This is a genomic window from Pseudomonas putida, from assembly GCF_022627325.1.
Taxonomy (GTDB): Bacteria; Pseudomonadota; Gammaproteobacteria; order Pseudomonadales; family Pseudomonadaceae; genus Aquipseudomonas; species Aquipseudomonas putida_X.
Genome location: NZ_JAETZZ010000001.1, coordinates 228770 through 250582, shown reverse-complemented (window position 1 = coordinate 250582; position 21813 = coordinate 228770). Strand labels below are relative to the sequence as shown.

The window sequence follows — 21813 nt, the reverse complement described above, 5'->3', positions numbered from 1 at the left end:
CCAAACAAGTGGATAACCATGGGTCGAGTCGTGGCATCGGCGGTGTACAGCGCCGGCAGAAAAGTCACCAACATCAGCATCGACGAGGGCAGCGAGTGGGCACGCAAGCCCGGGCATTTCGTCTGGATCGGCCTGGAAGAGCCCAATGCCGAGGAACTGGCCAACCTGCAGTGCCAGTTCAACCTGCACGAACTGGCCATCGAGGACGCGCTGGAGAAACACAGCCGGCCCAAGCTCGAAACCTTCGGCGACGCGCTGTTCATCGTCACCTATTCGCCCGTGCGCCATGAGGGCAAGCTGGAGTTCATCGAAACCCACATCTTCGCCGGCAACGGCTACGTCATCACCTGCCGCAACGGCCACTCCAAATCCTATGCCCTGGTGCGCCAACGCTGCGAGGCGCGCCCCTTGCTGTTGGAGCACGGCGAAGATTTCGTGCTTTACGCACTGCTGGACTTCGTCACCGAAAACTACCAACCGGTCAGCGAAGCCATCCATGACGAGATCGAAGAGCTGGAGCAGAGCGTGCTCACCGGCTCGTTGCTCGAAGACGACATCCGCCGCCTGCACAGCCTGCGCCGCGACATCCTGCGCCTGCGCCGCTATGTGGCGCCCATGGTGGAGGTGAGCGAGGAACTGCAGCGCCTGAGCTTCCCGTTCATCGACAAGAACATGCGCCCCTACTTTCGCGACGTGCAGATCCACGTGACGCGGCAGATGGAAGACCTGGTCGGGATCCGCGACATCGCCAGCCAGACCATCGAGATTGGCATGCTGCTGGAGTCACGGCGGCAAAGCATCGTGCAGCGCAAATTCGCAGCGTGGGCGGCGATCTTGGCGTTCCCCACGGCGATTGCCGGGATCTACGGGATGAACTTCCAGAACATGCCGGAGCTTGGCTGGCATTACGGGTATTTTGCGGTGCTGGGGGTGATCGGGCTGGGATGCGCCGGGCTGTTCGCCAGCTTCAAGCGCTCCGGCTGGCTTTAGCGTGTCGGGGCTGCGTTCGCAGCCCCTGTGCATCAGGCAGCGCTGTCGCTGGCCTTGGTTGGCTGCTGGATGAAGCGCATCATCCACTCACCGACCAGGTCGCCCTGGTGTTCAGTGGCCAGGCTAGCCACCGCCTTGTGGTAAACCTCATCCCCCAGGTATTCCTGACGCGCATCGAGCAAGGCCCGCGAATAGTCGTGGACGAACTCCGGATGCCCCTGGAAGCACAGCACCTGATCGCGGATGTGATACGCCGCGTTCGGGCAGAAATCGCTGGAGGCGATTACCGTAGCGCCTTCAGGCAGTTCAGTGACCTGGTCCTGGTGGCTGATCAGCAAGGTCAGCTCGGACACCTCAGGGTCCATCCACGGCGCATGTGCCGCCAGCGAATAGCGGTGGATGCCCACGCCCCAGCCCTTGTCAGCCCGCTCGGCCTTGCCACCCAGGGTCAACGCCAGCAGCTGATGGCCGAAGCACACACCCAGCAGCTTTTCGCCGCGCTGGTACAGCTTGAGCAGATACGCCTTGAGGGTCTGGATCCATGGATCTGAACCGAACGAGTCCGCCTTGCTGCCTGTCACAAGGTAGGCATCGAAACGTTCGTCGTCGGCGGGGTAGTCGCCGTTCATCACGTTGTACACACGAAACTCGGCTGCAATCGGCTGCCGCGAGAAGAGCTGCTCGAACATCCTGCCGTAGCCCTGGTACTGCGCGGTCAACTCCGGTCGCAGGACATCGGTCTCAAGGATGCAGATGCGTAACGACATAGGGATAGTCCTGAACGACATGGGTGGGAATCAGCTGTAGAGACTGCCGTGAAAGGCACGTACAAGCAAGTAGGCTGCACTGACGAACGGTCACATTTTGTCGGATAGGCGCCGGGTATTGCGCCCCTGTCTAGCCAGAGCATGTCAGAGAGCTGGCTATTGGCCTCATGCCATCCGGCAATCAGTATGCAAGGTCAATAGAACAAAGGGTTCTTAAACATGGATGACGTTCACCCTACTGTTGGTTGTATATCGATTCAAAGAGGTCAGTGGTAAAGCGTGCAGGCACGCTGCGGTGATCGACCCGAAACGCGACAGGGAAGCCAACGGGTATTCAGGAATAACAACAAGAAGGCGGTCCGCCATGTTCAGACAATCGAAAATTCGCCAAGCTGGGCTCATCTTATTCGCCACGACGTTGCTGTTGATCTTGCCGAACCTGACACGTTTGTTCGGATGACGATGGCTGTGGCCTCAAGGGGCAACGCACAGGTAACCTGCCGGCCATGACGGTCGGAGCCTCCCTATGCGCCTGTTTTTTGCCCTGCTAGCCCTTTTTCTCAGCTTGCCGCTGCAGGCGGCACAACTGCACCTGGAACTCGATGGCACATCGCGCACCCTGGACAGCGCCGAGTTGCTGCGCATGCCGCAAGCACGCGACATAACCATCGAACAGGACGTTTCCTACAAACGGCCCATGCGTTACCGCGCTGTGCCGCTGGCCACGCTGTTGCAAGGCGTCGAGGCAGATGATCACCTGCAAGCCGTGGCGCTGGACGGTTTCGCGGCCGAGATGCCGGCCGCGCCGTTGCTGCAGAAGGGCCCGGCACGCGCCTGGCTGGCCATCGAGGACCCTGCCGCGCCGTGGCCGGCACTGGGCAAGGGCAAACCCAGCGCCGGGCCGTTCTACCTGGTGTGGACCGCACCACAGGCAAGCGGCATCCGCCCTGAGCAATGGCCATTCCAGATTGCCACGATCCGCCGCCTGGCGACGGTGGAGCAACGCTTCCCGGCACTGCTGCCTGACCCGAAGCTGCCGGCCGAAGACCCAGTGCGCCAGGGCTTTGCCCTGTTTCAGCAAAACTGCCTGGCCTGCCATCGGCTCAATGGTGCGGGGGATGCCCAGTTCGGCCCGGACCTGAACGTGCCGCATAACCCGACCGAGTATTTCCAGCCGGGGTTCCTGCGCCAGTACATTCGCGACCCGCAAAGCCTGAGGCAGTGGCCCCAGGCGCGGATGCCGGGGTTTGCCGAAAGTGTGTTGAGTGAAAAGGAACTGGATGCCCTGCTGGCTTACCTGGGGCATATGGCCAAGCGCAGGCCTTGAAGGCCAATCGCCGGCAGGCCGGCGACTGGGTCGGGCTGCAAACGCAGCCCGGTGGGTTTCAGGCTATTGGCCGTTCTTGCTTGACGCCCCACCCCTCGACCTCGCCGCCGTAGGGTGACACGACCTGCTCGAAGGCCTCTTCGAAGTCGCCGATACCGCCATAGGTGGCATACATGATCTTGCTCAATTCCAGGTGCCACACACCATCATCCCGCTCTCGCACCTGAGCATTGAGCGACTCACCACGAAACTGCCCGGCCGCGCGTCGCGCGCCGGCTTCATCTGGAAATACCGCGTAGAACTCGATGGGGTGGATACGGCTGAAGTCGAAACCGCCAGCTTTCATCTGACGCAGGACATTGCTGCTGATATCGTCGTTCTGGCTGCTCATGAATCGTCCTCCTGAATAAAGCAATGGATAGACTTTCCGTGCACTACGCACCTGCCGGCATTGCCGTGCAGTTCGAGCTGATGCAAGACGCGAATTGACAGGTGCAGCCCCGCAGAACAGGCCAACACCTCCCACTAGCGTAGTGCCTGGTGTGGCGCCACGCCAACCGTGCGGGTCAGGAAGATTCCTGGATACGGGTGATGACCACGCCGTTCTGCTCCTTGAGCCAACGTGCAGTGGGGGATGGGGCACGGTCCTGGAAGTCGTTGAGGTCCAGCTCATCCATGACCGGGAAAAGATGCGAACGTATGGCACGGGCTGCCTCTTCCTCGCTGGGGCACTGTTCGCCGTGCATCAGCAATGTGGTTGGCTCGCCTTTCTGGTCGGCAAAGATGACTTCCCACTCTTTCATTGAATAGCCCTCTCAAGCAGAGAACATCGGGGGTGACGCCTGTTAATGCTTGACCATGGGCCCGGGGAATTGTTCAGTCATTTGCAGCTAGTGGTGGCCGCAGCCTGGCGAACCGGCAATGCAGATGCAGCGGTGCATGGCACCGGCTTCGCCGGCGATGGGCCGCAGAGCGGCCCCTTGGCAGGTTACTTCGGTGTGCCGTGCACCACACCAGCCGTGTTGTCGAGCAAGCTCTTGGTCGCGGTCTGGATAAACGCTTCGAGCTGCTTGAGCATCTGCGGCTGGTCCGGGCTTTCGATCAGCTCGGCCTTGAACTCCTTGCCCAGCTGGTAGCGGTACAGGCGCGGTGTCATGTCCTTGGACTCGATCAGGATGCGGTCACCCTGCACCAGGCCAACGATCTGCTCACTGCCCGACGGCTTGATCATGCCAATGCCCTGGTCGCCCTCAGGCAGGTTGAGCAGGTCGCGGCCCCAGCACTGGTGCCGTGCCTTGCCACCCAAGCGGCCCATGATGGTCGGCACGATGTCGACCTGGGTGCCCACGGTGTGGTTGACCGCACCGAACCTCTCCTGGATACCCGGCGCGATCAGCAGCAGCGGCACGTTGAAGCGGCCCAGGTCCAGCTCGGTGACCTGCTGGTGGTTGCCGAAACCATGGTCGCCAACGATGACGAACAAGGTGTCCTTGAAGTACGGCTCTTTGCGCGCCTTCTCGAAGAACTGGCCCAGCGCCCAGTCGGAGTAGCGCATGGCAGTCAGGTGCTCGTCCAGGCGGCCCTGGCCTGTGACCCTCTCCACCGGCAGGTCCTTGGGCAAGGCATACGGCGTGTGATTGGACAGCGTCTGCAGCAGCGCATAGATCGGCTTGCTGCCATCACGCTTGGCCAGTTCTTCGTGGCCCCGGTCGAACATGTCCTGGTCGGAAACGCCCCAGGTCGGGTCGGAGAACACCGGGTCGACGAAGTCGTTGCGGCCGATGAAGGTGGTCATGCCCTGGTTGCCGAAGAAACCGGACTGGTTGTCCCAGGCGAAGTCACCGTTGTAGACGTACACATCGTCGTAGTCACGAGCGCTCAGCAGCGCCGGCAGGCCCGACAGCTTGTGCCCGCCTTCCGGGGTCTGCATCAGGTATTCGAAGCCCGGCAGGTTGGGGAAGCAGGCCATGGTCGCGAACATGCCCTGGTGGGTATGGGTACCGTTGGAGAAGAAGCGGTCGAACAACAACCCCTCCTTGGCCAGCTTGTCGAAGTACGGGGTGATGTTGTTCGGGCTGCCCAGCGCGCCTACCGAATGGCCGGCGAAGCTCTCCATGAGGATCACCACCACGTTCTTGACCGGCAAGGTGCCTTCGGCCGGCGGCACGAAGTCCCGGCGCACGGGAGCCTCGTCGGTATCGACCAGCGTGTCGTAGGGGGTCAGCAGCTGTTCACGTACCGTCTGCGTAGCCAGGTCTTGCTCCAGCACCGGCTTCCAGATGTTGGCACGGTCTTCACCGAAACGGCTCTTGGCAGCGTCGATCAGGGTCAGTGTACCGTTGAGGCCCAGCTGGTTGACGAAGTTGGAGTCGGTAGTGAAGGCATCACCCCAGCGCATCGGCGGGCCCTGACGCAGGGTGCCACGGGCAGCAACCACTGCCACCAGCAGGATCACCATGAACACGGCCAGGCGGTGATACCACGGTGCAACACTGCGCTGCATCACAACAGCATCACCACCGACACCACGGGTCAGGCGGTCGATACCCTTGAACACCAGGCTCAGCAGCCAGGTGCCGAACAGCCAGGCCAGCAGGTAGCGGACCACTGGGAAACCGTACCAGAGCATGCTCATGACGGTTTTCGGGTCTTCCTGGATGTACTGGAAGACCAAGCCGTTGAGGCGCTGGTGAAACTCGCGGTAGAAGTCCAGCTCCATCAGGCCGAGGAACATCACCACGCTCGCGGTGATGGTCAGCCAGAGGCGGAACAGGCCACGCCGGGCCATGGCCCATGGGCTCAGGGTTGCCAGCAACAACGGGATGCTCAGGTACACCACCACGCGCAGGTCGAAGCGCAAACCGTTGAAGAAGCCTTCGGCAACGGTGGAGTAAGGGGTGTCGCCGATCATGTCACTGTTGTAGACCAGCAGCGCCAGGCGCACCAGGCTGAGCATCAGCATGATCACCAGGGCACACAACAGCGTATAGGCCAAGTGCGATTTCAAGGTCGGCGAAAAGGCTCGCGCGCCCTGTTGGTTCAAGGCATCCGTGTTAGCCATGAATGGAGAGATCCTAGGATTGCGTGTTTGCGGGATGGCGCCGGCGTTAGACCAACGCAGCATTGTGCGGGTGCGGATTCTCTTTAAACCAATGTGAAAATTTTGTCACGAGGCTGTTGCTGGTTTTGTCTGCGCCAGCAAAATGCCCCTATCCAAGGCGGACACTGCCCCTGGGGCCGGCAATGGCCCAGATCACCAGGCCGATCACCGGCAGCAAGGCGATCAGCAGGATCCACAGCAGTTTGACCCCCACCTTGGTGCCGCTCTTGATCACATTGAGGATTGCCCAGATAGCCAGCGCCAGAATGATCAGGCCAACCAGCCCGTTGAACGTCGAACCCATGGCAAAACTCCGTTGTAACGTCACTGTGGCCGAGCATAGTCAGCTATCAGGTCGATAGAAGGGAATCCTTGGCCTGCCCTGCCTGTCACTGGATAGACTGCAAGCATTCACAGATTCGAGGTTCGCATGCCCCCAGCACAGACCCAAACCCCCGCCTCGCACTCCTTGCTGAGCGCCTGGCGCCAGCAAGCGGCCAACACGCCGTGGCTCAGCGCGGGCCTGGGCGTGAGCTTGCTGGCGATCATCGTGCTGCTGGCGGCGAGTTTCTGGAACGCCGTCAACGGCGAACATGCCGACAACCTGCACCTGGCGCTGCTCGGCGGGCTGTCCGGCTTCGGTGCCACGGCGCTGGGCGCTGTACTGGCCGTGGTGCTGCGCGATGTCAGCGCACGCAGCCAGGACGTGATGCTCGGCTTTGCCGCGGGCATGATGCTGGCCGCCAGTTCGTTTTCACTGATTTTGCCGGGGCTCGAGGCTGCCCGCGAAATTACCGGCAACGACCCGGCCGCCGCCTTTACCGTGGTGCTGGGCATGGGCCTGGGTGTGCTGCTGATGCTCGGGCTCGACCGCTTCACTCCACACGAACACGAAAGCACAGGCCCCTGCGGGCCCCAGGCTGAGCGCGTCAGCCGGGTGTGGTTATTCGTGCTGGCGATCACCCTGCACAACCTGCCCGAGGGCATGGCCATTGGCGTGAGCTTCACCAATGGCGACATGACGGTCGGCCTGCCACTGACCAGCGCCATCGCCATTCAGGACATCCCCGAGGGGTTGGCGGTGGCGCTTGCCTTGCGCGCAACCGGGTTGTCCAACTTCAAGGCCGCGCTGGTGGCGATTGGCTCGGGCCTGATGGAGCCCTTGGGCGCGGTGATCGGGCTGGGGATCTCCACTGGTTTCGCCCTCGCCTACCCCATCAGCATGGGGCTGGCGGCAGGGGCGATGCTGTTCGTGGTGTCTCACGAGGTGATACCCGAAACCCACCGCAATGGGCATCAGACGGCGGCCACGCTGGGGGTGATGGGCGGGTTTGCGGTGATGATGTTTCTGGATACTGCGCTGGGTTGAACAGCGCAGGATTGCACCGGCTTTGCCGGCGATAGCGCCGGTGGCCACAGCCCTGAACGTCAGACGTGAACAGCGACCTTCAACGCTTCCAAGGCAGGCTCTACCTTGATCCCCAGCTCAGCCCCCAGTTCCAGCACCCGCGCCAGGTCATTCTGGCCAACCATCACCACCTGCAGCTCATCATCGAGCAACTGGCTGAAGTTGAGCAACACATAACCACCGGCCTCTTTGTTCAACGCGGCCATCTGCACCTGGATGCGATTGAGCGCCGTCAACGGCTCGGTACGCGCAAGCTGCTTGGGCTTGAGGGTGAACGGTACGCTCTTGTCGAACGAACCACAGATCTGCTGGAACAGCTCCTGATAGCTGTCGGCCTGGAACACCACGGTGTCCGGCAGGCTGCCGAGCACTACCCACTCGCCCAGCGGGATCGGGAAGCTGTCGTCGTAATTGATGTCCGGGTTGGCGGCAAGGAAGGCAGCGGGGTCGGCGTAGGCCTGCGCGGCCTCGTCGGCGATGCGCTCGATGTCTTCATCGCGCATGCAGCCGGCGCCGATCAGGCTGATGAATTCGAGCAACTGGTTTTTCATGAAGGGGGCCTGCGACGGGTGAAAAGTCGCCAAGGATAGCCGCAAACGCCCCCAGGCCGTTAGCCGGCTAGCGCCTGCAAGCGCGCAGCGGTGTCGACCGCGCCCATGGTATTCGCCGCCATCAGCGCAGTGGCACCGCGCGCATCCTGGCGTGCCGGGTCGGCCCCCTGGGCCAGCAGGTGGTCGAGAATTTCTACACGGTTGAACATCGCCGCCAGCATCAGCGCGGTACGCCCATCCTGCGCAGCGGCGTCGACCGGCACGCCGTGGTCCAGCAAAAGCTGGATCATGGCCATGTCACCCTTGAACGCAGCACCCGCGATCGGAAGCTGGCCGTTGTCGTTGGCAACCAGCGGGTCGGCGCCATGGCTCAGCAATACACGAACCGCATCATGGTGGCCATGGTAGCTGGCCAACATCAGCAGCGTGTCGCCTTTATGGTTGCGCAGATTGGCCGGCAAGCCACTGGCCAGAAGACGCTCGAGCATCTCGGCATCCCCCTGGCGGGCACGCTCGAAGACCTGCTCGGCGAACGCGGCGGTCTCGTCATCGGTCATGGCGGCGGGTGCTTGTTGTTCAGACATCTGGAACCTCCTGGCAGAAAAGATTGCCCAAGTGTTTGTCAGGCAAGCCAAGCAGGTCAAAGGTTCAGAATCTATAGCGCCGATAGGCATCGACCACCTCGTGCAAAATGCACTGTGCAAAATGCACGACCATGCAGCCTGCACGGAGCCGCCTCTTGGTAGATTCACCTAAACCGCTGAAAATAAAGGATTTTTTCTAGGAACGAAGTTTGGCACGGTCACTGCAATTATCAACTCACGTCTGCCCACACATCAGTCAGGAGTTGATATGGACCTCATTCAGGAAAAGTTCGTCTCGGTGTTCTCGGCCTACCAGGTCACCACCCAGCCTCGCCCCGATGGCGGCATCCTGCTGACGCTGCGCGCCACTGATGGCCGGGTTACCCGTCGCGTGCTGACCTACGGGCAACTGCACAGCGCCGAACAGCTGTCCTGGGCGATCAGCGCCATCCGCCGCGACCTGGCCGAGCAAGCCAGTGAATTGCCGGTGATCTCGATGCTGCAAAGCCAGCAGCGTTTCGCGCTGCCGACCTATCGTTGAGTTTTGTCTGCACCGGCCGCTCGCGGGTAAACCTGCGCCCTCAGAAACTGCATTGCCCATAGGGATGGCGGGGTTTCTGTAGGCACAGGCTTGCCCACGAGGGGCCGGAGCGGACACTAGAACTCGTCGATACCTGCGTACGCCCGCGCTGTTTCATCCCCGGTAAAGCGTGGCTGTAAGCCCTGCTCACTGGTGTACAAACGCAGTGCCAGGCAAAACGGATTATCCCCCAGTTCCACCCAGCGCCGGCTCCCTGCCGGGATCACCAGCTGGTCACCTTTCTCACACACCAGCGCATACACATAGTCACCCAGGCGCAGCCCGATCTGAGCGCGGCCTGTAATCACGGCAAACACTTCGTCAACGTCATGCACATGCTCATCGCGCAGGTCGACCTGCGCCGGGTCGGCACCGTCGCGGTTGAGCACACTGAAGGCTGTGCAGCCTTGGGCGGTCATCAGCCGGTCAAGGTGTTCGCGGCAGGTGCTCATCACCTCTTCCTCGCTGCTGCCTGGCCGAATGCGCAGCGCCAGCGCAGCGTGGTCAAAACGCACGCCCTGCTCTGCCAATGTTGCGGCGATGTCGTCGTGGTGGGTCAATACCTTGTTCGGCAAGGCCGGGCTGGACGGGTGGAATACACAGAGGATGCTCATCAGCGTCAGGTCCTGGTCGATTTCGAACGAGTGGCAATGATAACGGCTGCCGCAAGCGCTGCGGCGCTGGCCATACCAAAGGTGAACGTTGGGCCCAGCAGCTTCCAGCTGTAGCCCGAGTACAATGCTCCCAGTGCACCGCCGGTGCCCGACAGCGCCGCATACAATGCCTGGCCCTGGCCCTGCTGACGGGCACCGAAACTGGCCTGGACGAACGCGATGGAGGCGGCATGGAAGCAGCCGAACGTGGCCGCGTGCAGCACCTGGGCGAAAACCAGCACACCCGGCTCGCCCGCCAGGTTACCCAGCAGCAGCCAGCGCAGGGCGGCCAACAGGAAGCTGGCCAGCAGCACTTGCTGCACACTGAAGCGCGTGAAGATGCGGCTCATGGCCATGAAGACAAGTACTTCAGCCACCACCCCCAGCGCCCAGAGCAGGCCGATGGCACTGCGGCTGTAGCCCAGGTGCTCCAGGTGCAACGTGAGGAAGGTGTAGTAGGGCCCATGGCTGAGCTGCATCAATGCCACGCAGAGGTAGAAGGCAACCACCCCAGGCGCCCGCAACTGGCGCAGAAAGCCGCCCGCGCCGCGCCGCTCGCCCTGCTCCACCGGCTGGGCATTGGGCACCCACAGGCTGGCCGCGACGATGCCCGCCATGATGGTCACCAGGGCGACCGGGTAGATGTCGAGGCTCAGCCATTCGAACAACCGCCCAAGCCCGACCACGGTGAGGATGAAACCGATCGAACCCCACAGGCGCACCTGGCTGTAGCGCGCGGTCTGCCCGTGCAGATGGGCCAGGGTGATGACCTCGAACTGCGGCAGCACCGCATGCCAGAAGAACGCGTGCAGGGCCATGACCATCGCCAGCCAGGCGTAGCTTTTGCCGAAGAAGATCAGTGCAAAGGTGGCCAGGGTACACAGCGCGCCGAGGCGCACGATCAGCAGCCGCTGGCCGCTGCGATCACCCAACCAGCCCCACAGGTTGGGGGCGACGCAGCGCATCAGCATGGGGATGGCCACCAGCTCGCCGATACGCGCCGGGGGGAAGCCGAGGTGGTCGAAGTACAGGGCCAGGAATGGGGCTGTCGAACCCAGCAGAGCGAAGTAGAAGAGGTAGAAGCTGGACAGGCGCCAGTAGGGGATTGCAGTCATCAGGGCTCAGCCAGAAAGGGATATTGCCTGTACCGGCCCTATCGCCGGCAAGCCGGCTCCCACTGGGGCAGCACGTGAAATCAGAGCTGGGCCACACTGGGACAGCACTGTGAAATCAGAGCTGGGCCCACTGGATCAGCTCTGTGAAGTCAGAGCTGGCCCCGCTGGACATTGCGGGGCAGCTGTCTTGCTCAACTTCTCAAAGCTGGCGCGATCCCGGTGGGAGCCGGCTTGCCGGCGATGGGGCCGGTACTGTCGAATCAGAGCTGGCGCAGAACCGGAGTAGCGACCTTCACTTCGGCATTCTGCGCCCGGTGACGCAGCAGGTGATCCATCAGCACGATGGCCATCATCGCTTCGGCGATGGGCGTTGCGCGAATGCCAACGCACGGGTCATGACGGCCTTTGGTGACGACATCGACCGGGTTGCCGTCCACGTCGATCGACCGGCCCGGCACGGTGATGCTGGAGGTCGGCTTGAGCGCCAGGTGGGCGACGATCGGCTGGCCCGAGCTGATACCGCCCAGAATCCCGCCCGCATTGTTGCTGAGGAAGCCTTCAGGGGTCAGCTCGTCGCGGTGCTCGGTGCCGCGCTGGGCGATGCTGGCGAAGCCGGCACCGATTTCAACGCCCTTCACCGCATTGATGCTCATCAGCGCATGGGCCAGCTCCGCGTCCAGGCGATCGAAAATCGGCTCACCCAGGCCCGGCATCACGCCTTCGGCCACCACGGTGATTTTCGCCCCGACCGAGTCCTGGTCGCGGCGCAGCTGGTCCATGTAAGCCTCCAGCTCTGGCACCTTGTCCGGATCGGGGCTGAAGAAGGCGTTGTCCTGCACCGAATCCCAGGTCTTGAAGGGGATTTCGATTGGCCCCAGCTGGCTCATGTAGCCGCGCACCTGGATGCCCTGGGTGGCCAGGTACTTCTTGGCAATGGCACCGGCCGCCACGCGCATGGCAGTTTCACGGGCCGAGCTGCGGCCACCGCCGCGGTAGTCGCGCAGGCCATATTTGTGGTGGTAGGTGTAGTCGGCGTGGGCCGGGCGGAACAGGTCCTTGATCGTCGAGTAGTCCTTGGACTTCTGGTCGGTGTTGCGGATCAGCAGGCCGATCGAGCAACCAGTGGTACGGCCTTCGAACACGCCGGAGAGGATCTCCACCTCGTCCGGTTCCTGGCGCTGGGTGGTGTGCCGGCTGGTACCGGGCTTGCGCCGGTCGAGGTCGTGCTGCAGGTCGGCGAGGGAGAGTTCCAGGCCCGGAGGGCAGCCATCGACAATGGCGACCAACGCCGGGCCATGGCTTTCGCCAGCGGTGGTGACAGTGAACAGCTTGCCGTAGGTATTGCCGGACATGGACGCTCCGCGAGTCTGCCTGAAATTGACGAGAGCAGCAGTATACAGATGGAACGCTGATCTGTGAGCGCCCTGTCACCGGCTGCCGGCGAGAAGCGATCATAGCCATGCCATCTGCCGAACCTTCCCACGAACATTGGGTCAAACGCCACATCTCCCCATGTAGTACCGCATGATGCCGCGCTTCGTCGCCCTGTTCCTCCTGCTGTGCACCGGCCTTGCCCAGGCAGCCTCACCCACCGTCCTGCAACGCCCTATCGACCTGGACACAGGCCAGGGCGTGCTGCATGGCAGCCTGCTGTTGCCGCAGCAGGCCACACCACCCCCTGTGGTGTTGATCATCGCCGGCTCCGGCCCCACCGACCGCGACGGCAACAACCCGGCCTCGGGGCGTATCGACAACCTCAAGCGCCTGGCGCTGCTGCTGGCCAATGAGCACATTGCCAGCGTGCGTTACGACAAGCGCGGCGTGGCCGCCAGCCTGCCGGCCACCCCCGATGAGCGCAACCTCAGTGTCGAGCGCTACGTTGCCGATGTGGTGGCCTGGAGCCGCAAGCTCAAGGCCGACCCGCGCTTCGGCCCGCTGATACTGGTCGGCCACAGCGAAGGCGCACTGATCGCCAGCCTGGCCGCCGAGCAGGCCGGCGCCAGCGCGGTAATCACCCTGGCCGGCAGCGGCCGGCCCATCGCCGATGTGCTGCGCGAGCAACTGGCGCAGCGCATGCCACCCGCGCAACTGGCCCGCACCAGCGCCCTGCTCGACCGCCTGCAGGCCGGGCAGACCAGCCTGGATGTCCCCGCGCCCCTGCGTCAGGTTTTCCGCCCCAGCGTGCAGCCCTACCTGATCTCACTGTTCCGGCAGGACCCGGCCAAGGCCTTCGCCCGCCTGCCGATGCCGGCGCTGATCATCCAGGGCCGCAACGACGTGCAAGTCGATGTGGCTGATGCCGAACGCCTGAAGGCGGCCAAACCCGATGCCCAGCTGGTACTGATCGACGGCATGAACCACATGCTGCGCATCAGCCCCAAAGCCATGAGCGAACAGCGCGACAGCTATCTGAACCCTGAACTGCCGCTGGCCCGTGAGCTGGGTCAGCGGGTGGTGACGTTCATTCATCAGTTGCCCTCAGCCTGAGGAGATCGCTGCACAATGGCCTCAGGTCCTGGGCGATACGGCCGATAAGCTCGGTATTGGCTTGCATGTGAGAACGCCCTGATGACCGACGCCCCCGCCGCCGTAGAGCCGGCCGAAGAGCCGCAAGCCCCGGACAGCCCCGTGCTGCCCTGGGCTGACCTGGCAGTAGAACACTTTCAGCTGCTGCGCCTGGCGCCGCTGCCCACCGACCGCAACAGCGGCGCACGGCCGCTGCGTTTCGTCGAGTTCGGCCACGCCGAGCGCCACGACAAGGCGCACAGCCTGCTGCGCATGGAAATCCGCCTGCCCGGGCAGAAGGTGCGCAAGGAGCAGAACCAACTGGATGTGCGGGTCGACCACCTTGAGCGGCGGGTGAGCCTCGGCAGCGACAGCGGCCTGCAGCTGGAGCCACTGAACCGCGGCCTGGGGCGCTTCATGCTGGCCCAGGCGGTGCAGTGGTTGCAGCGCAAGTGGCCGCACTACCACATTGAAGGCATGGCGCTGCCGAACAAGGACGCGCTGAACGAGGACACGCGCCTGCGCCGCGACCGCTTCCTGACCGCAACCGGCCTTGAGGTCGAGTACACCGACGGGCAGCACCTCAAAGGCCGCACGGTAGAGGCCACGGTGGGCCAGCTCAAGGGCGGCTGGAACAGTGAGAAAGTGCAACGGGTGACCATGCTCGAGGCGGCCGGGATGCTGCAGCAGGCCGAGCAGAACCTTTTGGAAAAGGAAGCGCAACTGCGCGAGCGCGATGAGCGGGTGGCCAAGTACCGCCGCGAGGATAGCGGGCTGCGCTTTACCATTACCTGCCTGGTGGCGTTCGCGGTGTTCCAGGCAGGGTTGTTGATCTGGATTGCCACCCGCTAGCGCGGGCGGGTGCATGCCACGGGTGTTGCAGCGGTTGAGACCGTGCAACCTGGGCATGCCCCTATCCCGTCAAGCCCCGATCAGAGGCGGGCCTTGAACAGTTCCTGATGCTGCCGGCACTGCTCTGCCGTCAGCATGAAGACCCCATGCCCACCGCGCTCGAAGTCCAGCCAGGCGAAGTCGACCTCCGGGTACAGTTGCTCGACATGCACCTGGCTATTGCCCACCTCGACAATCAGCAGGCCCTTCTCAGTCAGGTGCTCGGCCGCCTCGGCCAGCATGCGCCGCACCAGGTCCAGGCCATCGTTGCCGCAGGCCAGGCCCATTTTCGGCTCGTGGTGATACTCGGCCGGCATGTCGCCGAAGTCCTCGGCATCGACATACGGCGGGTTGGACAGGATCAGGTCGAAGCGCTGCCCCGGCAGGCCCGCAAAGCCGTCGCCCTGCACCGTGTACACACGCTCGTCCAGGCCATGGCGTTCGATGTTCTGGTTGGCCACTTCAAGCGCTTCGAAGGACAGGTCGGCCAACACCACCTCGGCCTCGGGGAACACCTCGGCCGCCACGATACCGATGCAACCCGAGCCGGTGCACAGGTCGAGAATGCGCGCAGGCTCGCTGGCCAGCCACGGCTCGAAGCGATTTTCGATCAGCTCGCCGATCGGCGAACGCGGTACCAGCACACGCTCGTCCACGATGAACGACATGCCACAGAACCACGCCTCACCCAACAGGTATGCCGTGGGTACACGGTCTTCGATACGGCGCTTGAGCAGGTGCTGCAGGCGTACACGCTCGTCGTCCTCAAGCTGGCAATCCAGGTAGCTGTCGGCGATTTCCCACGGCAGGTGCACGGCGCCCAGCACCAGCAGGCGGGCTTCATCCCAGGCGTTGTCGGCACCATGGCCGAAAAACAGCTCGTGCTCGTGGAAGCGGCTGACTGCCCAGCGGATATGGTCGCGCAAGGTGCGCAGACGAGATGTGATCACGGGGTACTCCTATTGATATCTGGACAAAAGTCTAACAGCCCGCACCGCACAAATGTTCCTGCGGATCGCCCAGTGGGTAGCCACAGGCCAGTAACTGCGCAGGTTTGGTTGTCAACCATTCCCATTGGCGCCAAGGCAAGGGAGAATAGCGATACAAAAGCCCTTCCAAGGAGCCCTTGATGTCCGTTCCAACCACGATGTTCCGCCTCACTGGTCGCGATTACCCGCCGGCCAAGCTGAGCCAAGCCAGCCTGATCGTCATCGATGCGCAAAAAGAGTACCTCAGTGGTCCGCTCGCGCTGTCGGGCATGGACGAGGCCGTGGCCAACATCGCCAGGTTGCTCGACGCCGCCCGCAAGGCTGGCCGTCCGATCATCCACGTCCGCCACCTCGGTACCGTCGGCGGCCGCTTCGACCCCCAAGGCCCTGCCGGTGAATTCATCCCGGGGCTGGAGCCACGCGACGGTGAAATAATCATCGAAAAGCGCATGCCAAATGCCTTCAAGAACACCAAGCTGCACGAAACCCTGCAGGAGCTGGGGCACCTGGACCTGATCGTCTGCGGCTTCATGAGCCATTCCAGCGTCAGCACCACCGTACGCCGGGCCAAGGACTATGGTTATCGTTGCACCTTGGTGCAAGACGCTTCGGCGACCCGCGACCTGGCCTTGAAAGACCGCGTGATACCCGCTGCGCAGATTCACGAGTGCGAAATGGCCGTCATGGCCGACAACTTCGCCTGCGTCGCCCCCACCGCCAGCCTGATCTGAACCTGGCGAGCTGACCACCGCCCGGCAGCCGGGCGGAACCCGGGGGCCGGTTGCGGGTCCAATTCCGGATATCCACAGAGGAAATCGGAATGAAACTCAAAGGCAGTTTCGACGCCAAACGCCTGCGCCAGCGCCAACCGAGCAACTGGGGCGCCCGCCTGGCCGCCGGCCTGTCGGCGCTGCTAGCCACCTTCGGTGTGCTGCTGGCCATGGCCGGCATCGCTGGGCTGCTGGGTAATTACCCAGCCTTTGCCGAGCTCAATGCCAACCGCCCGCTTTCGATTACCCTGAGCGTGGCCGGGCTGTTGCTGCTGTACCTGGGCGTGCGCTTCTGGCGGCGCAGCCGCATTCGCCTGCGCCGCGGGCGGGAGCTGAACATGTCGCCGCACCTGATGAAGAAGCACGACTGAACGCTTTGCCCAAGCGCCCCTGCCCTGCCAAGGGCAGGGGCATTGCTGACGCCACAGGGTTGATCGCGTAAACTACGCCGCCCACGTGGAGGCACCATGCAAGACGACGATTTTTCCCTGTTCAGCGCCGAGGTGCGCGGCGTCAAGCCGATCAAGCACGACCGTGCCGAGGTCGGCAAACCCAAGGCTGACCGCAAGCAGCTGGCTGGCCTGCGCCAGGCGGCGACCGTGCGCAGTGACCAGACGTTGGTGATCGACGGGCTGTCCGACCAGTTCGTGATCGACGTGGGTGCCGAAGACGAGTTGATGTGGCGCCGCGACGGCGTGCAGGAAACCCAGCTGCGCAAGCTCAAACTCGGCCAGATCGCCTTCGAGGGTAGCCTCGACCTGCACGGCATGACGGTGGAGAAGGCCCGCGAAACCCTGTGGGCGTTCATTGCCGAGGCTACCAAGCTGGAAGTACGCTGCGTGCGCGTGACCCACGGCAAGGCCGCACGCCTGGATGGCAAGCGCCCAATGATCAAGAGCCACGTCAACACCTGGCTGCGCCAGCACCCGCAGGTGCTCGGTTTCACCTCCTGCCAGGCTCGCCATGGCGGCACCGGTGCCGTGTACGTAATGCTCAAACGAACCATGATGGAAGGCCGCGACGAGTAACGCCACGCTTGCAGCGCAGGCTTTGCCGCCGTAACCTTCGTTTTTGCGATTTTTTCCCACAGGTAGATACATGTCCCTGGAACAGAACTACACCGAGATCCTCAGCCAGATCGGCGAGGACGTCTCCCGTGAGGGCCTGCTCGACACGCCCAAGCGGGCTGCAAAGGCCATGAAGTACCTTTGCCGCGGTTATGAGCAGACGCTGGAAGAAGTGACCAACGGCGCACTGTTCACCTCCGACAACAGCGAAATGGTGCTGGTCCGGGACATCGAGCTGTATTCGATGTGCGAACACCACATGCTGCCGTTCATTGGCAAGGCGCACGTGGCGTACCTGCCCAAGGGCAAGGTACTGGGCCTGTCCAAGGTCGCGCGGATCGTCGACATGTACGCCCGCCGCCTGCAGATCCAGGAAAACCTCAGCCGCCAGATCGCCGATGCCGTGCAGCAGGTGACCGGCGCTGCGGGTGTGGCGGTGGTTATCGAAGCCAAGCACATGTGCATGATGATGCGCGGTGTGGAGAAGCAGAACTCGACCATGCTCACTTCGGTGATGCTTGGCGAATTCCGCGACAACCCGGCCACGCGCATGGAGTTTCTCGGCCTGATCAAATGATCGGCGCGTGACCCGAGCCGGCCCTGTGGGTCGGCTTTTTCTTTTCAGGAGTTGCAGATGATCGTCAAAGCCTTGCGGGTCGGCCTCGGCCAGCTCATCGTGTTCGGCGACCTGATCAGCCGCCCGGCCAAGCGCAAGCGTGATGCCGCGGCCCAGGCGCAGGTCGAGCAGCAGGCCAAGGGCCTTGCGCTGTACCAGTTCCATGCGTGCCCGTTCTGCGTGAAAACCCGCCGCACCCTGCACCGCCTGAATGTGCCAGTGGCGTTGCGCGATGCCAAGAACGACCCGGAGCACCGCCAGGCGCTGCTCGAAGGTGGCGGCCGAGTGAAAGTGCCGTGCTTGCGCATCGAAGAGCAAGGCAATGTGACCTGGATGTATGAGTCCAAGGCAATCATTGCCTACCTGGACAAGCGCTTCGCGTCGGCCTGATACACCGTACTGGCCCTATCGCCGGCAAGCCGGCTCCCACCGCGACCGCGCAGGTCTTCAGGCCTGCGCTTTAACTGTGGAAGCAACCGTCTTGCTCAATTTCTAAAAGCCGGCGCAAATCCATGTGGCCGGCTTGCCGGCGATAGGGCCGGTAATGCCTCAACCCACCATCGGCACATGCCGAGGATGCGCTGCCACCCGGTCCAACCAAGCCCGCACCCCCGGGTAATCTGCCAGGTCAAACCCACCCTGATGCGCCACATGGGTGTAGGCATACAACGCCACATCGGCAATCGAATACTGCTCGCCCACCAGATACGGCGTCATCTGCAACTGCCGCTCCATCACCTTCAATGCCTTGTAGCCGCCCTTGTGCAGCTTGCGGTATTCGTCCACGCGCTCATCAGGCAAGCCCAGGTAGAACTGGATGAACCGCGCCACGGCTATGTAAGGCTCATGGCTGTACTGCTCGAAAAACTGCCACTGCAGTACCTGGGTACGCAAGCGCGGCTCGCTGGGCAGGTACTCGCTGCCATCTGCCAGGAAATTGAGAATGGCGTTGGACTCCCACAGGCAGGTGCCGTCCTCCAGCTGCAGCACCGGCACCTTGCCATTGGGGTTCATCGCCAGAAATTCAGGCGTTTGGGTCTCGCCCTTGAGGATATCCACCGGATGCCATTCATAAGGGCTGTCCAGCAGGCTGAGCATCAGCTTGACCTTGTAACAGTTGCCCGACTGGTAGTCGCCATAGACCTTGTACATCGCCCCTTCCCTCCCATGCAGTTGCGCAATCGTGCCCAATAGTTGGCGACTGTACGGCTAAAAGCAATGCCCGCTGTATCGCAAGGATCAATCCAGCGCGCGTTAGTCTGCAAAAACTGCTTACACATGGACAAGGACTCACCCCATGACCGATGCCACCTCCGCACGCCTGCGGCCCCTGGCAGACAGCTCACCGTCGGCCGTCGTCGCCGGCTTCATCGCCATGCTCACCGGCTACACCAGCTCGCTGGTGCTGATGTTCCAGGCTGGCCAGGCCGCGGGCCTTTCGACGGCGCAGATCTCGTCGTGGATCTGGGCCCTGTCCATCGGCATGGCGGTCTGCAGCATCGGCCTGTCACTGCGCTACCGCACCCCGATCACCGTAGCCTGGTCGACGCCCGGCGCTGCGCTGTTGATCACCAGCCTGGGCGGGGTCAGCTACGGCGAGGCCATCGGTGCCTACATCACCTGTGCCGTGCTGGTGCTCATCTGCGGCCTGACTGGCAGCTTCGAACGCCTGGTCAAACGTATCCCGGCATCACTGGCCTCGGCCTTGCTGGCCGGCATCCTGTTCAAGATCGGCAGTGAAATCTTCGTCGCGGCCCAGCACCGCACGCTGCTGGTGCTGGGCATGTTCTTCAGTTACCTGCTGGTCAAACGCCTGTCGCCCCGCTACTGCGTGCTGGCAGCGTTACTGGTGGGCACGGCGCTGTCCGGCGCACTGGGCTTGCTGGACTTCAGCGGCTTCCAGCTGGAAGTGGCCACCCCGGTGTGGACCACGCCCAGCTTCTCGCTGGCCGCGACCATCAGCATCGGCATCCCACTGTTCGTGGTGGCCATGACCTCGCAAAACATGCCGGGCGTTGCCGTGTTGCGTGCCGATGGTTATCAGGTGCCGGCTTCGCCATTGATCTCAGCCACGGGCTTTGCCTCACTGCTGCTGGCGCCGTTCGGCTCGCACGGGGTCAACCTGGCGGCCATCAGCGCGGCGATCTGCACTGGGCCGCATGCTCATGAAGACCCTGCCAAGCGCTATACAGCAGCAGTGTGGTGCGGGATTTTCTATGGCATTGCCGGGGTGTTCGGCGCCACTTTGGCGGCGTTGTTCGCTGCATTGCCGAAGGAGCTGGTGCTGTCCATTGCGGCATTGGCGCTGTTCGGCTCGATCATGAACGGCCTGACGGTGGCGATGGGTGAGGCGCGCGAGCGAGAGGCCGCGCTGATCACCTTCATGGTCACGGCTTCGGGGCTGACCCTGTTTTCGATTGGCTCGGCATTCTGGGGGATTGTGGCGGGGGTGCTGACCCTGCTGATTCTCAGCCCGCGCAGGGGGTGATCGAAGGGGGCTGTGCCAGCCCCATCGCCGGCTTGCTGGCGATAGGGCTGGCACAGACGATCACAAACGGAAATGCCCTACCATCCCCTTCAAGTCACTGCCCAACTGCGCCAACTCGATACTTGACCGGGCATTGCCCTGCATGGCCAACGCCGCCTGATCGGCACTCCCACGGATCTGGGTAACGCTGCGACTGATCTCCTCAGCCACCGAGCTCTGCTGCTCTGCCGCCGCAGCAATCTGCTGGTTCATCTGCTGAATCAACGACACCGCCGCCGCAATACTGCCCAAGGCGCTTTCGGTTTGCAGCGCATCGGCCACCGCCAGGCGTACCAGGTCAGTACTGCCACGGATCTGCGCCACCGACTGCTGGGCATTACCGCGCAAGCTGGCAACCAACCGCTCGATCTCCTCGGTGGACTGCCGGGTACGCCGCGCCAGCGCCCGCACCTCATCGGCCACCACAGCAAAACCACGCCCCTGCTCGCCCGCCCGCGCCGCTTCGATGGCGGCATTGAGCGCCAGCAGGTTGGTCTGCTCGGCGACACTCTTGATCACTTCCAGCACATCGCCAATGGTGTGGATCTCGGCGCTGAGGCTGTCGATACCAGCGCTGGCCGCCTCCGCCGCCGCCGCCAGTTGCTCGATACGCTGCATGCTCTGGCGCACCACCACCTGGCCCGAATCAACCTTCTCGTCAGCAGCCTGCGCCGCCAGTGCTGCCTCTTCAGCATTGCGCGCCACATCGTGCACGGTGGCGGTCATCTGCTGCATGGCGGTAGCCACTTGCTCGGTCTCTTCCTTCTGGCTGCCCACTTCGCGGTTGGTCTGCTCCGTCACCGCAGACAGCGCCTGGGCACTGCCAGCCAATTGCTCGATGCCTTGCTGCAAGCCGCTGACGATGCCCGACAGCCCGGCAGCCATCTGCTGCATCGCCTGCATCAACTGGCCCACTTCATCGTTACGCGCAGCTTCCGCGTCCAGGCTCAACTCCCCGGCAGCGATGCGCTGGGCCCGGCCAATCACCCGTTTGAGCGGGCCGACCACCGCGCGCGTGATCAACCACCCCGCCAGCACCCCCACCAGCAGCGCCAGCCCGGTAGCCAAGGCAATGGCCAAGGCATTGCGCGTCAGCTCACCCTGCATCGCTTGCTCGTCCGCCGCATAAGCCCGGTCGACCCGCTGCGTGGCCTGCTCGGCACTCGCCTGCAGCTGCGCCTTGATACCCTGCTCTTTAGCGAGCAGGTCGGTGTATTCATTGAGTTTGTCCGAGAAGCCGGCGATATGCCCCTGCACCTCGCCCAGCACGCTCTGGTAGCCCGCATCGCTAACTGCCGCCTTGAGCTGCTCGACCAGCCCTGCCGCTTCAACGGTCTGGGCGATGCGCCCTGCGCCTGCACCTTCCTCGCCCT

Annotated in this window: 25 protein-coding genes and 1 pseudogene; 12 read left to right on the top strand and 14 right to left on the bottom strand. The window is 63.1% G+C overall.

The window, feature by feature from the left end:
- Positions 1 to 18 precede the first annotated feature (18 nt).
- On the top strand, positions 19 to 990 hold the full coding sequence (locus JNA92_RS01145) for a magnesium and cobalt transport protein CorA (RefSeq protein ID WP_241802970.1): 972 nt from the start codon (positions 19 to 21) through the stop codon (positions 988 to 990).
- Positions 991 to 1022: 32 nt separating this feature from the next.
- Here the strand turns inward: JNA92_RS01145 and JNA92_RS01140 are convergent, their stop codons facing one another.
- On the bottom strand, positions 1023 to 1757 hold the full coding sequence (locus JNA92_RS01140) for an amidotransferase (RefSeq protein WP_241802969.1): 735 nt from the start codon (positions 1755 to 1757) through the stop codon (positions 1023 to 1025).
- A 526-nt stretch (positions 1758 to 2283) separates the two neighbouring features.
- Here JNA92_RS01140 and JNA92_RS01135 point away from each other — a divergent pair.
- Complete coding sequence (locus JNA92_RS01135; RefSeq protein ID WP_241802968.1) at positions 2284 to 3084, top strand: cytochrome c; 801 nt, start codon at positions 2284 to 2286, stop codon at positions 3082 to 3084.
- 58 nt (positions 3085 to 3142) lie between these two features.
- Here JNA92_RS01135 and JNA92_RS01130 read toward each other — a convergent pair whose 3' ends face one another.
- The 4 genes from JNA92_RS01130 to JNA92_RS01115 all read right to left on the bottom strand — a co-directional run bounded on the left by JNA92_RS01130 (position 3143) and on the right by JNA92_RS01115 (position 6488).
- Entirely contained in the window at positions 3143 to 3475 is a 333-nt protein-coding gene (locus tag JNA92_RS01130) for a ribonuclease E inhibitor RraB (RefSeq protein WP_241802967.1), read from the bottom strand.
- A gap of 175 nt (positions 3476 to 3650) precedes the next feature.
- Complete coding sequence (locus tag JNA92_RS01125) at positions 3651 to 3887, bottom strand: hypothetical protein (protein ID WP_241802966.1); 237 nt, start codon at positions 3885 to 3887, stop codon at positions 3651 to 3653.
- A gap of 185 nt (positions 3888 to 4072) precedes the next feature.
- Complete coding sequence (locus tag JNA92_RS01120; RefSeq protein WP_241802965.1) at positions 4073 to 6145, bottom strand: LTA synthase family protein; 2073 nt, start codon at positions 6143 to 6145, stop codon at positions 4073 to 4075.
- A gap of 148 nt (positions 6146 to 6293) precedes the next feature.
- Positions 6294 to 6488, bottom strand: coding sequence for a PLDc N-terminal domain-containing protein (locus JNA92_RS01115; protein WP_241802964.1), 195 nt, complete (start codon positions 6486 to 6488; stop codon positions 6294 to 6296).
- 126 nt (positions 6489 to 6614) lie between these two features.
- On the opposite strand from JNA92_RS01115, the gene JNA92_RS01110 reads away from it, so the two are divergent.
- Positions 6615 to 7553 (top strand): ZIP family metal transporter, encoded by a 939-nt coding sequence (locus JNA92_RS01110; RefSeq protein ID WP_241802963.1) that lies wholly within the window; start codon positions 6615 to 6617, stop codon positions 7551 to 7553.
- Between the two features lie 59 nt (positions 7554 to 7612).
- On the opposite strand, the gene JNA92_RS01105 is transcribed toward JNA92_RS01110, so the two are convergent.
- Positions 7613 to 8143: a hypothetical protein gene (locus JNA92_RS01105; protein WP_241802962.1), complete on the bottom strand. Its 531-nt coding sequence runs from the start codon at positions 8141 to 8143 to the stop codon at positions 7613 to 7615.
- A gap of 59 nt (positions 8144 to 8202) precedes the next feature.
- Complete coding sequence (locus tag JNA92_RS01100; protein ID WP_241802961.1) at positions 8203 to 8727, bottom strand: ankyrin repeat domain-containing protein; 525 nt, start codon at positions 8725 to 8727, stop codon at positions 8203 to 8205.
- A 268-nt stretch (positions 8728 to 8995) separates the two neighbouring features.
- Here JNA92_RS01100 and JNA92_RS01095 point away from each other — a divergent pair, with 268 nt between their 5' ends.
- Positions 8996 to 9268, top strand: a complete 273-nt coding sequence (locus JNA92_RS01095; protein WP_012313353.1) for a DUF3509 domain-containing protein — start codon at positions 8996 to 8998, stop codon at positions 9266 to 9268.
- Between the two features lie 116 nt (positions 9269 to 9384).
- Here JNA92_RS01095 and JNA92_RS01090 read toward each other — a convergent pair whose 3' ends face one another.
- The 3 genes from JNA92_RS01090 to aroC all read right to left on the bottom strand — a co-directional run bounded on the left by JNA92_RS01090 (position 9385) and on the right by aroC (position 12427).
- The gene (locus JNA92_RS01090; protein WP_241802960.1) at positions 9385 to 9921 is read right to left on the bottom strand and encodes an oxidase; all 537 of its coding nucleotides are present in this window, start codon (positions 9919 to 9921) and stop codon (positions 9385 to 9387) included.
- Between the two features lie 5 nt (positions 9922 to 9926).
- Positions 9927 to 11078, bottom strand: coding sequence for an MFS transporter (locus tag JNA92_RS01085; protein WP_241803395.1), 1152 nt, complete (start codon positions 11076 to 11078; stop codon positions 9927 to 9929).
- 257 nt (positions 11079 to 11335) lie between these two features.
- Positions 11336 to 12427, bottom strand: coding sequence for a chorismate synthase (aroC, locus tag JNA92_RS01080; RefSeq protein ID WP_241802959.1), 1092 nt, complete (start codon positions 12425 to 12427; stop codon positions 11336 to 11338).
- A gap of 172 nt (positions 12428 to 12599) precedes the next feature.
- On the opposite strand from aroC, the gene JNA92_RS01075 reads away from it, so the two are divergent.
- Both JNA92_RS01075 and JNA92_RS01070 read left to right on the top strand, forming a co-directional pair.
- Positions 12600 to 13562 (top strand): alpha/beta hydrolase, encoded by a 963-nt coding sequence (locus tag JNA92_RS01075; protein WP_241802958.1) that lies wholly within the window; start codon positions 12600 to 12602, stop codon positions 13560 to 13562.
- An 81-nt stretch (positions 13563 to 13643) separates the two neighbouring features.
- Complete coding sequence (locus tag JNA92_RS01070; protein ID WP_241802957.1) at positions 13644 to 14432, top strand: hypothetical protein; 789 nt, start codon at positions 13644 to 13646, stop codon at positions 14430 to 14432.
- 80 nt (positions 14433 to 14512) lie between these two features.
- On the opposite strand, the gene prmB is transcribed toward JNA92_RS01070, so the two are convergent.
- Complete coding sequence (prmB, locus tag JNA92_RS01065) at positions 14513 to 15421, bottom strand: 50S ribosomal protein L3 N(5)-glutamine methyltransferase (protein ID WP_241802956.1); 909 nt, start codon at positions 15419 to 15421, stop codon at positions 14513 to 14515.
- A 179-nt stretch (positions 15422 to 15600) separates the two neighbouring features.
- On the opposite strand from prmB, the gene JNA92_RS01060 reads away from it, so the two are divergent.
- The 5 genes from JNA92_RS01060 (at position 15601) to JNA92_RS01040 (ending at position 18303) form a co-directional block, all read left to right on the top strand.
- A complete protein-coding gene (locus tag JNA92_RS01060) occupies positions 15601 to 16191 on the top strand; it encodes a cysteine hydrolase family protein (protein WP_012313346.1) in 591 nt (196 codons plus the stop codon).
- A gap of 89 nt (positions 16192 to 16280) precedes the next feature.
- On the top strand, positions 16281 to 16601 hold the full coding sequence (locus JNA92_RS01055) for a hypothetical protein (RefSeq protein ID WP_241802955.1): 321 nt from the start codon (positions 16281 to 16283) through the stop codon (positions 16599 to 16601).
- Between the two features lie 96 nt (positions 16602 to 16697).
- Positions 16698 to 17258: a Smr/MutS family protein gene (locus JNA92_RS01050; protein ID WP_241802954.1), complete on the top strand. Its 561-nt coding sequence runs from the start codon at positions 16698 to 16700 to the stop codon at positions 17256 to 17258.
- A 70-nt stretch (positions 17259 to 17328) separates the two neighbouring features.
- Entirely contained in the window at positions 17329 to 17874 is a 546-nt protein-coding gene (folE, locus tag JNA92_RS01045) for a GTP cyclohydrolase I FolE (RefSeq protein WP_241802953.1), read from the top strand.
- A gap of 57 nt (positions 17875 to 17931) precedes the next feature.
- On the top strand, positions 17932 to 18303 hold the full coding sequence (locus tag JNA92_RS01040; RefSeq protein ID WP_241802952.1) for a glutaredoxin family protein: 372 nt from the start codon (positions 17932 to 17934) through the stop codon (positions 18301 to 18303).
- A gap of 159 nt (positions 18304 to 18462) precedes the next feature.
- On the opposite strand, the gene JNA92_RS01035 is transcribed toward JNA92_RS01040, so the two are convergent.
- Entirely contained in the window at positions 18463 to 19065 is a 603-nt protein-coding gene (locus JNA92_RS01035) for a glutathione S-transferase family protein (protein WP_241802951.1), read from the bottom strand.
- Between the two features lie 145 nt (positions 19066 to 19210).
- Between JNA92_RS01035 and JNA92_RS01030 the strand changes: the two genes are divergently transcribed.
- Entirely contained in the window at positions 19211 to 20401 is a 1191-nt protein-coding gene (locus JNA92_RS01030) for a benzoate/H(+) symporter BenE family transporter (protein ID WP_241802950.1), read from the top strand.
- 60 nt (positions 20402 to 20461) lie between these two features.
- Here the strand turns inward: JNA92_RS01030 and JNA92_RS25975 are convergent, their stop codons facing one another.
- Positions 20462 to 21325: a methyl-accepting chemotaxis protein gene (locus JNA92_RS25975; RefSeq protein WP_431312447.1), complete on the bottom strand. Its 864-nt coding sequence runs from the start codon at positions 21323 to 21325 to the stop codon at positions 20462 to 20464.
- Positions 21323 to 21547: pseudogene (locus JNA92_RS25970) on the bottom strand (HAMP domain-containing protein); the annotation flags it as partial. The pseudogene JNA92_RS25970 and the gene JNA92_RS25975, both read right to left, overlap by 3 nt.
- Positions 21548 to 21813: the final 266 nt, after the last annotated feature.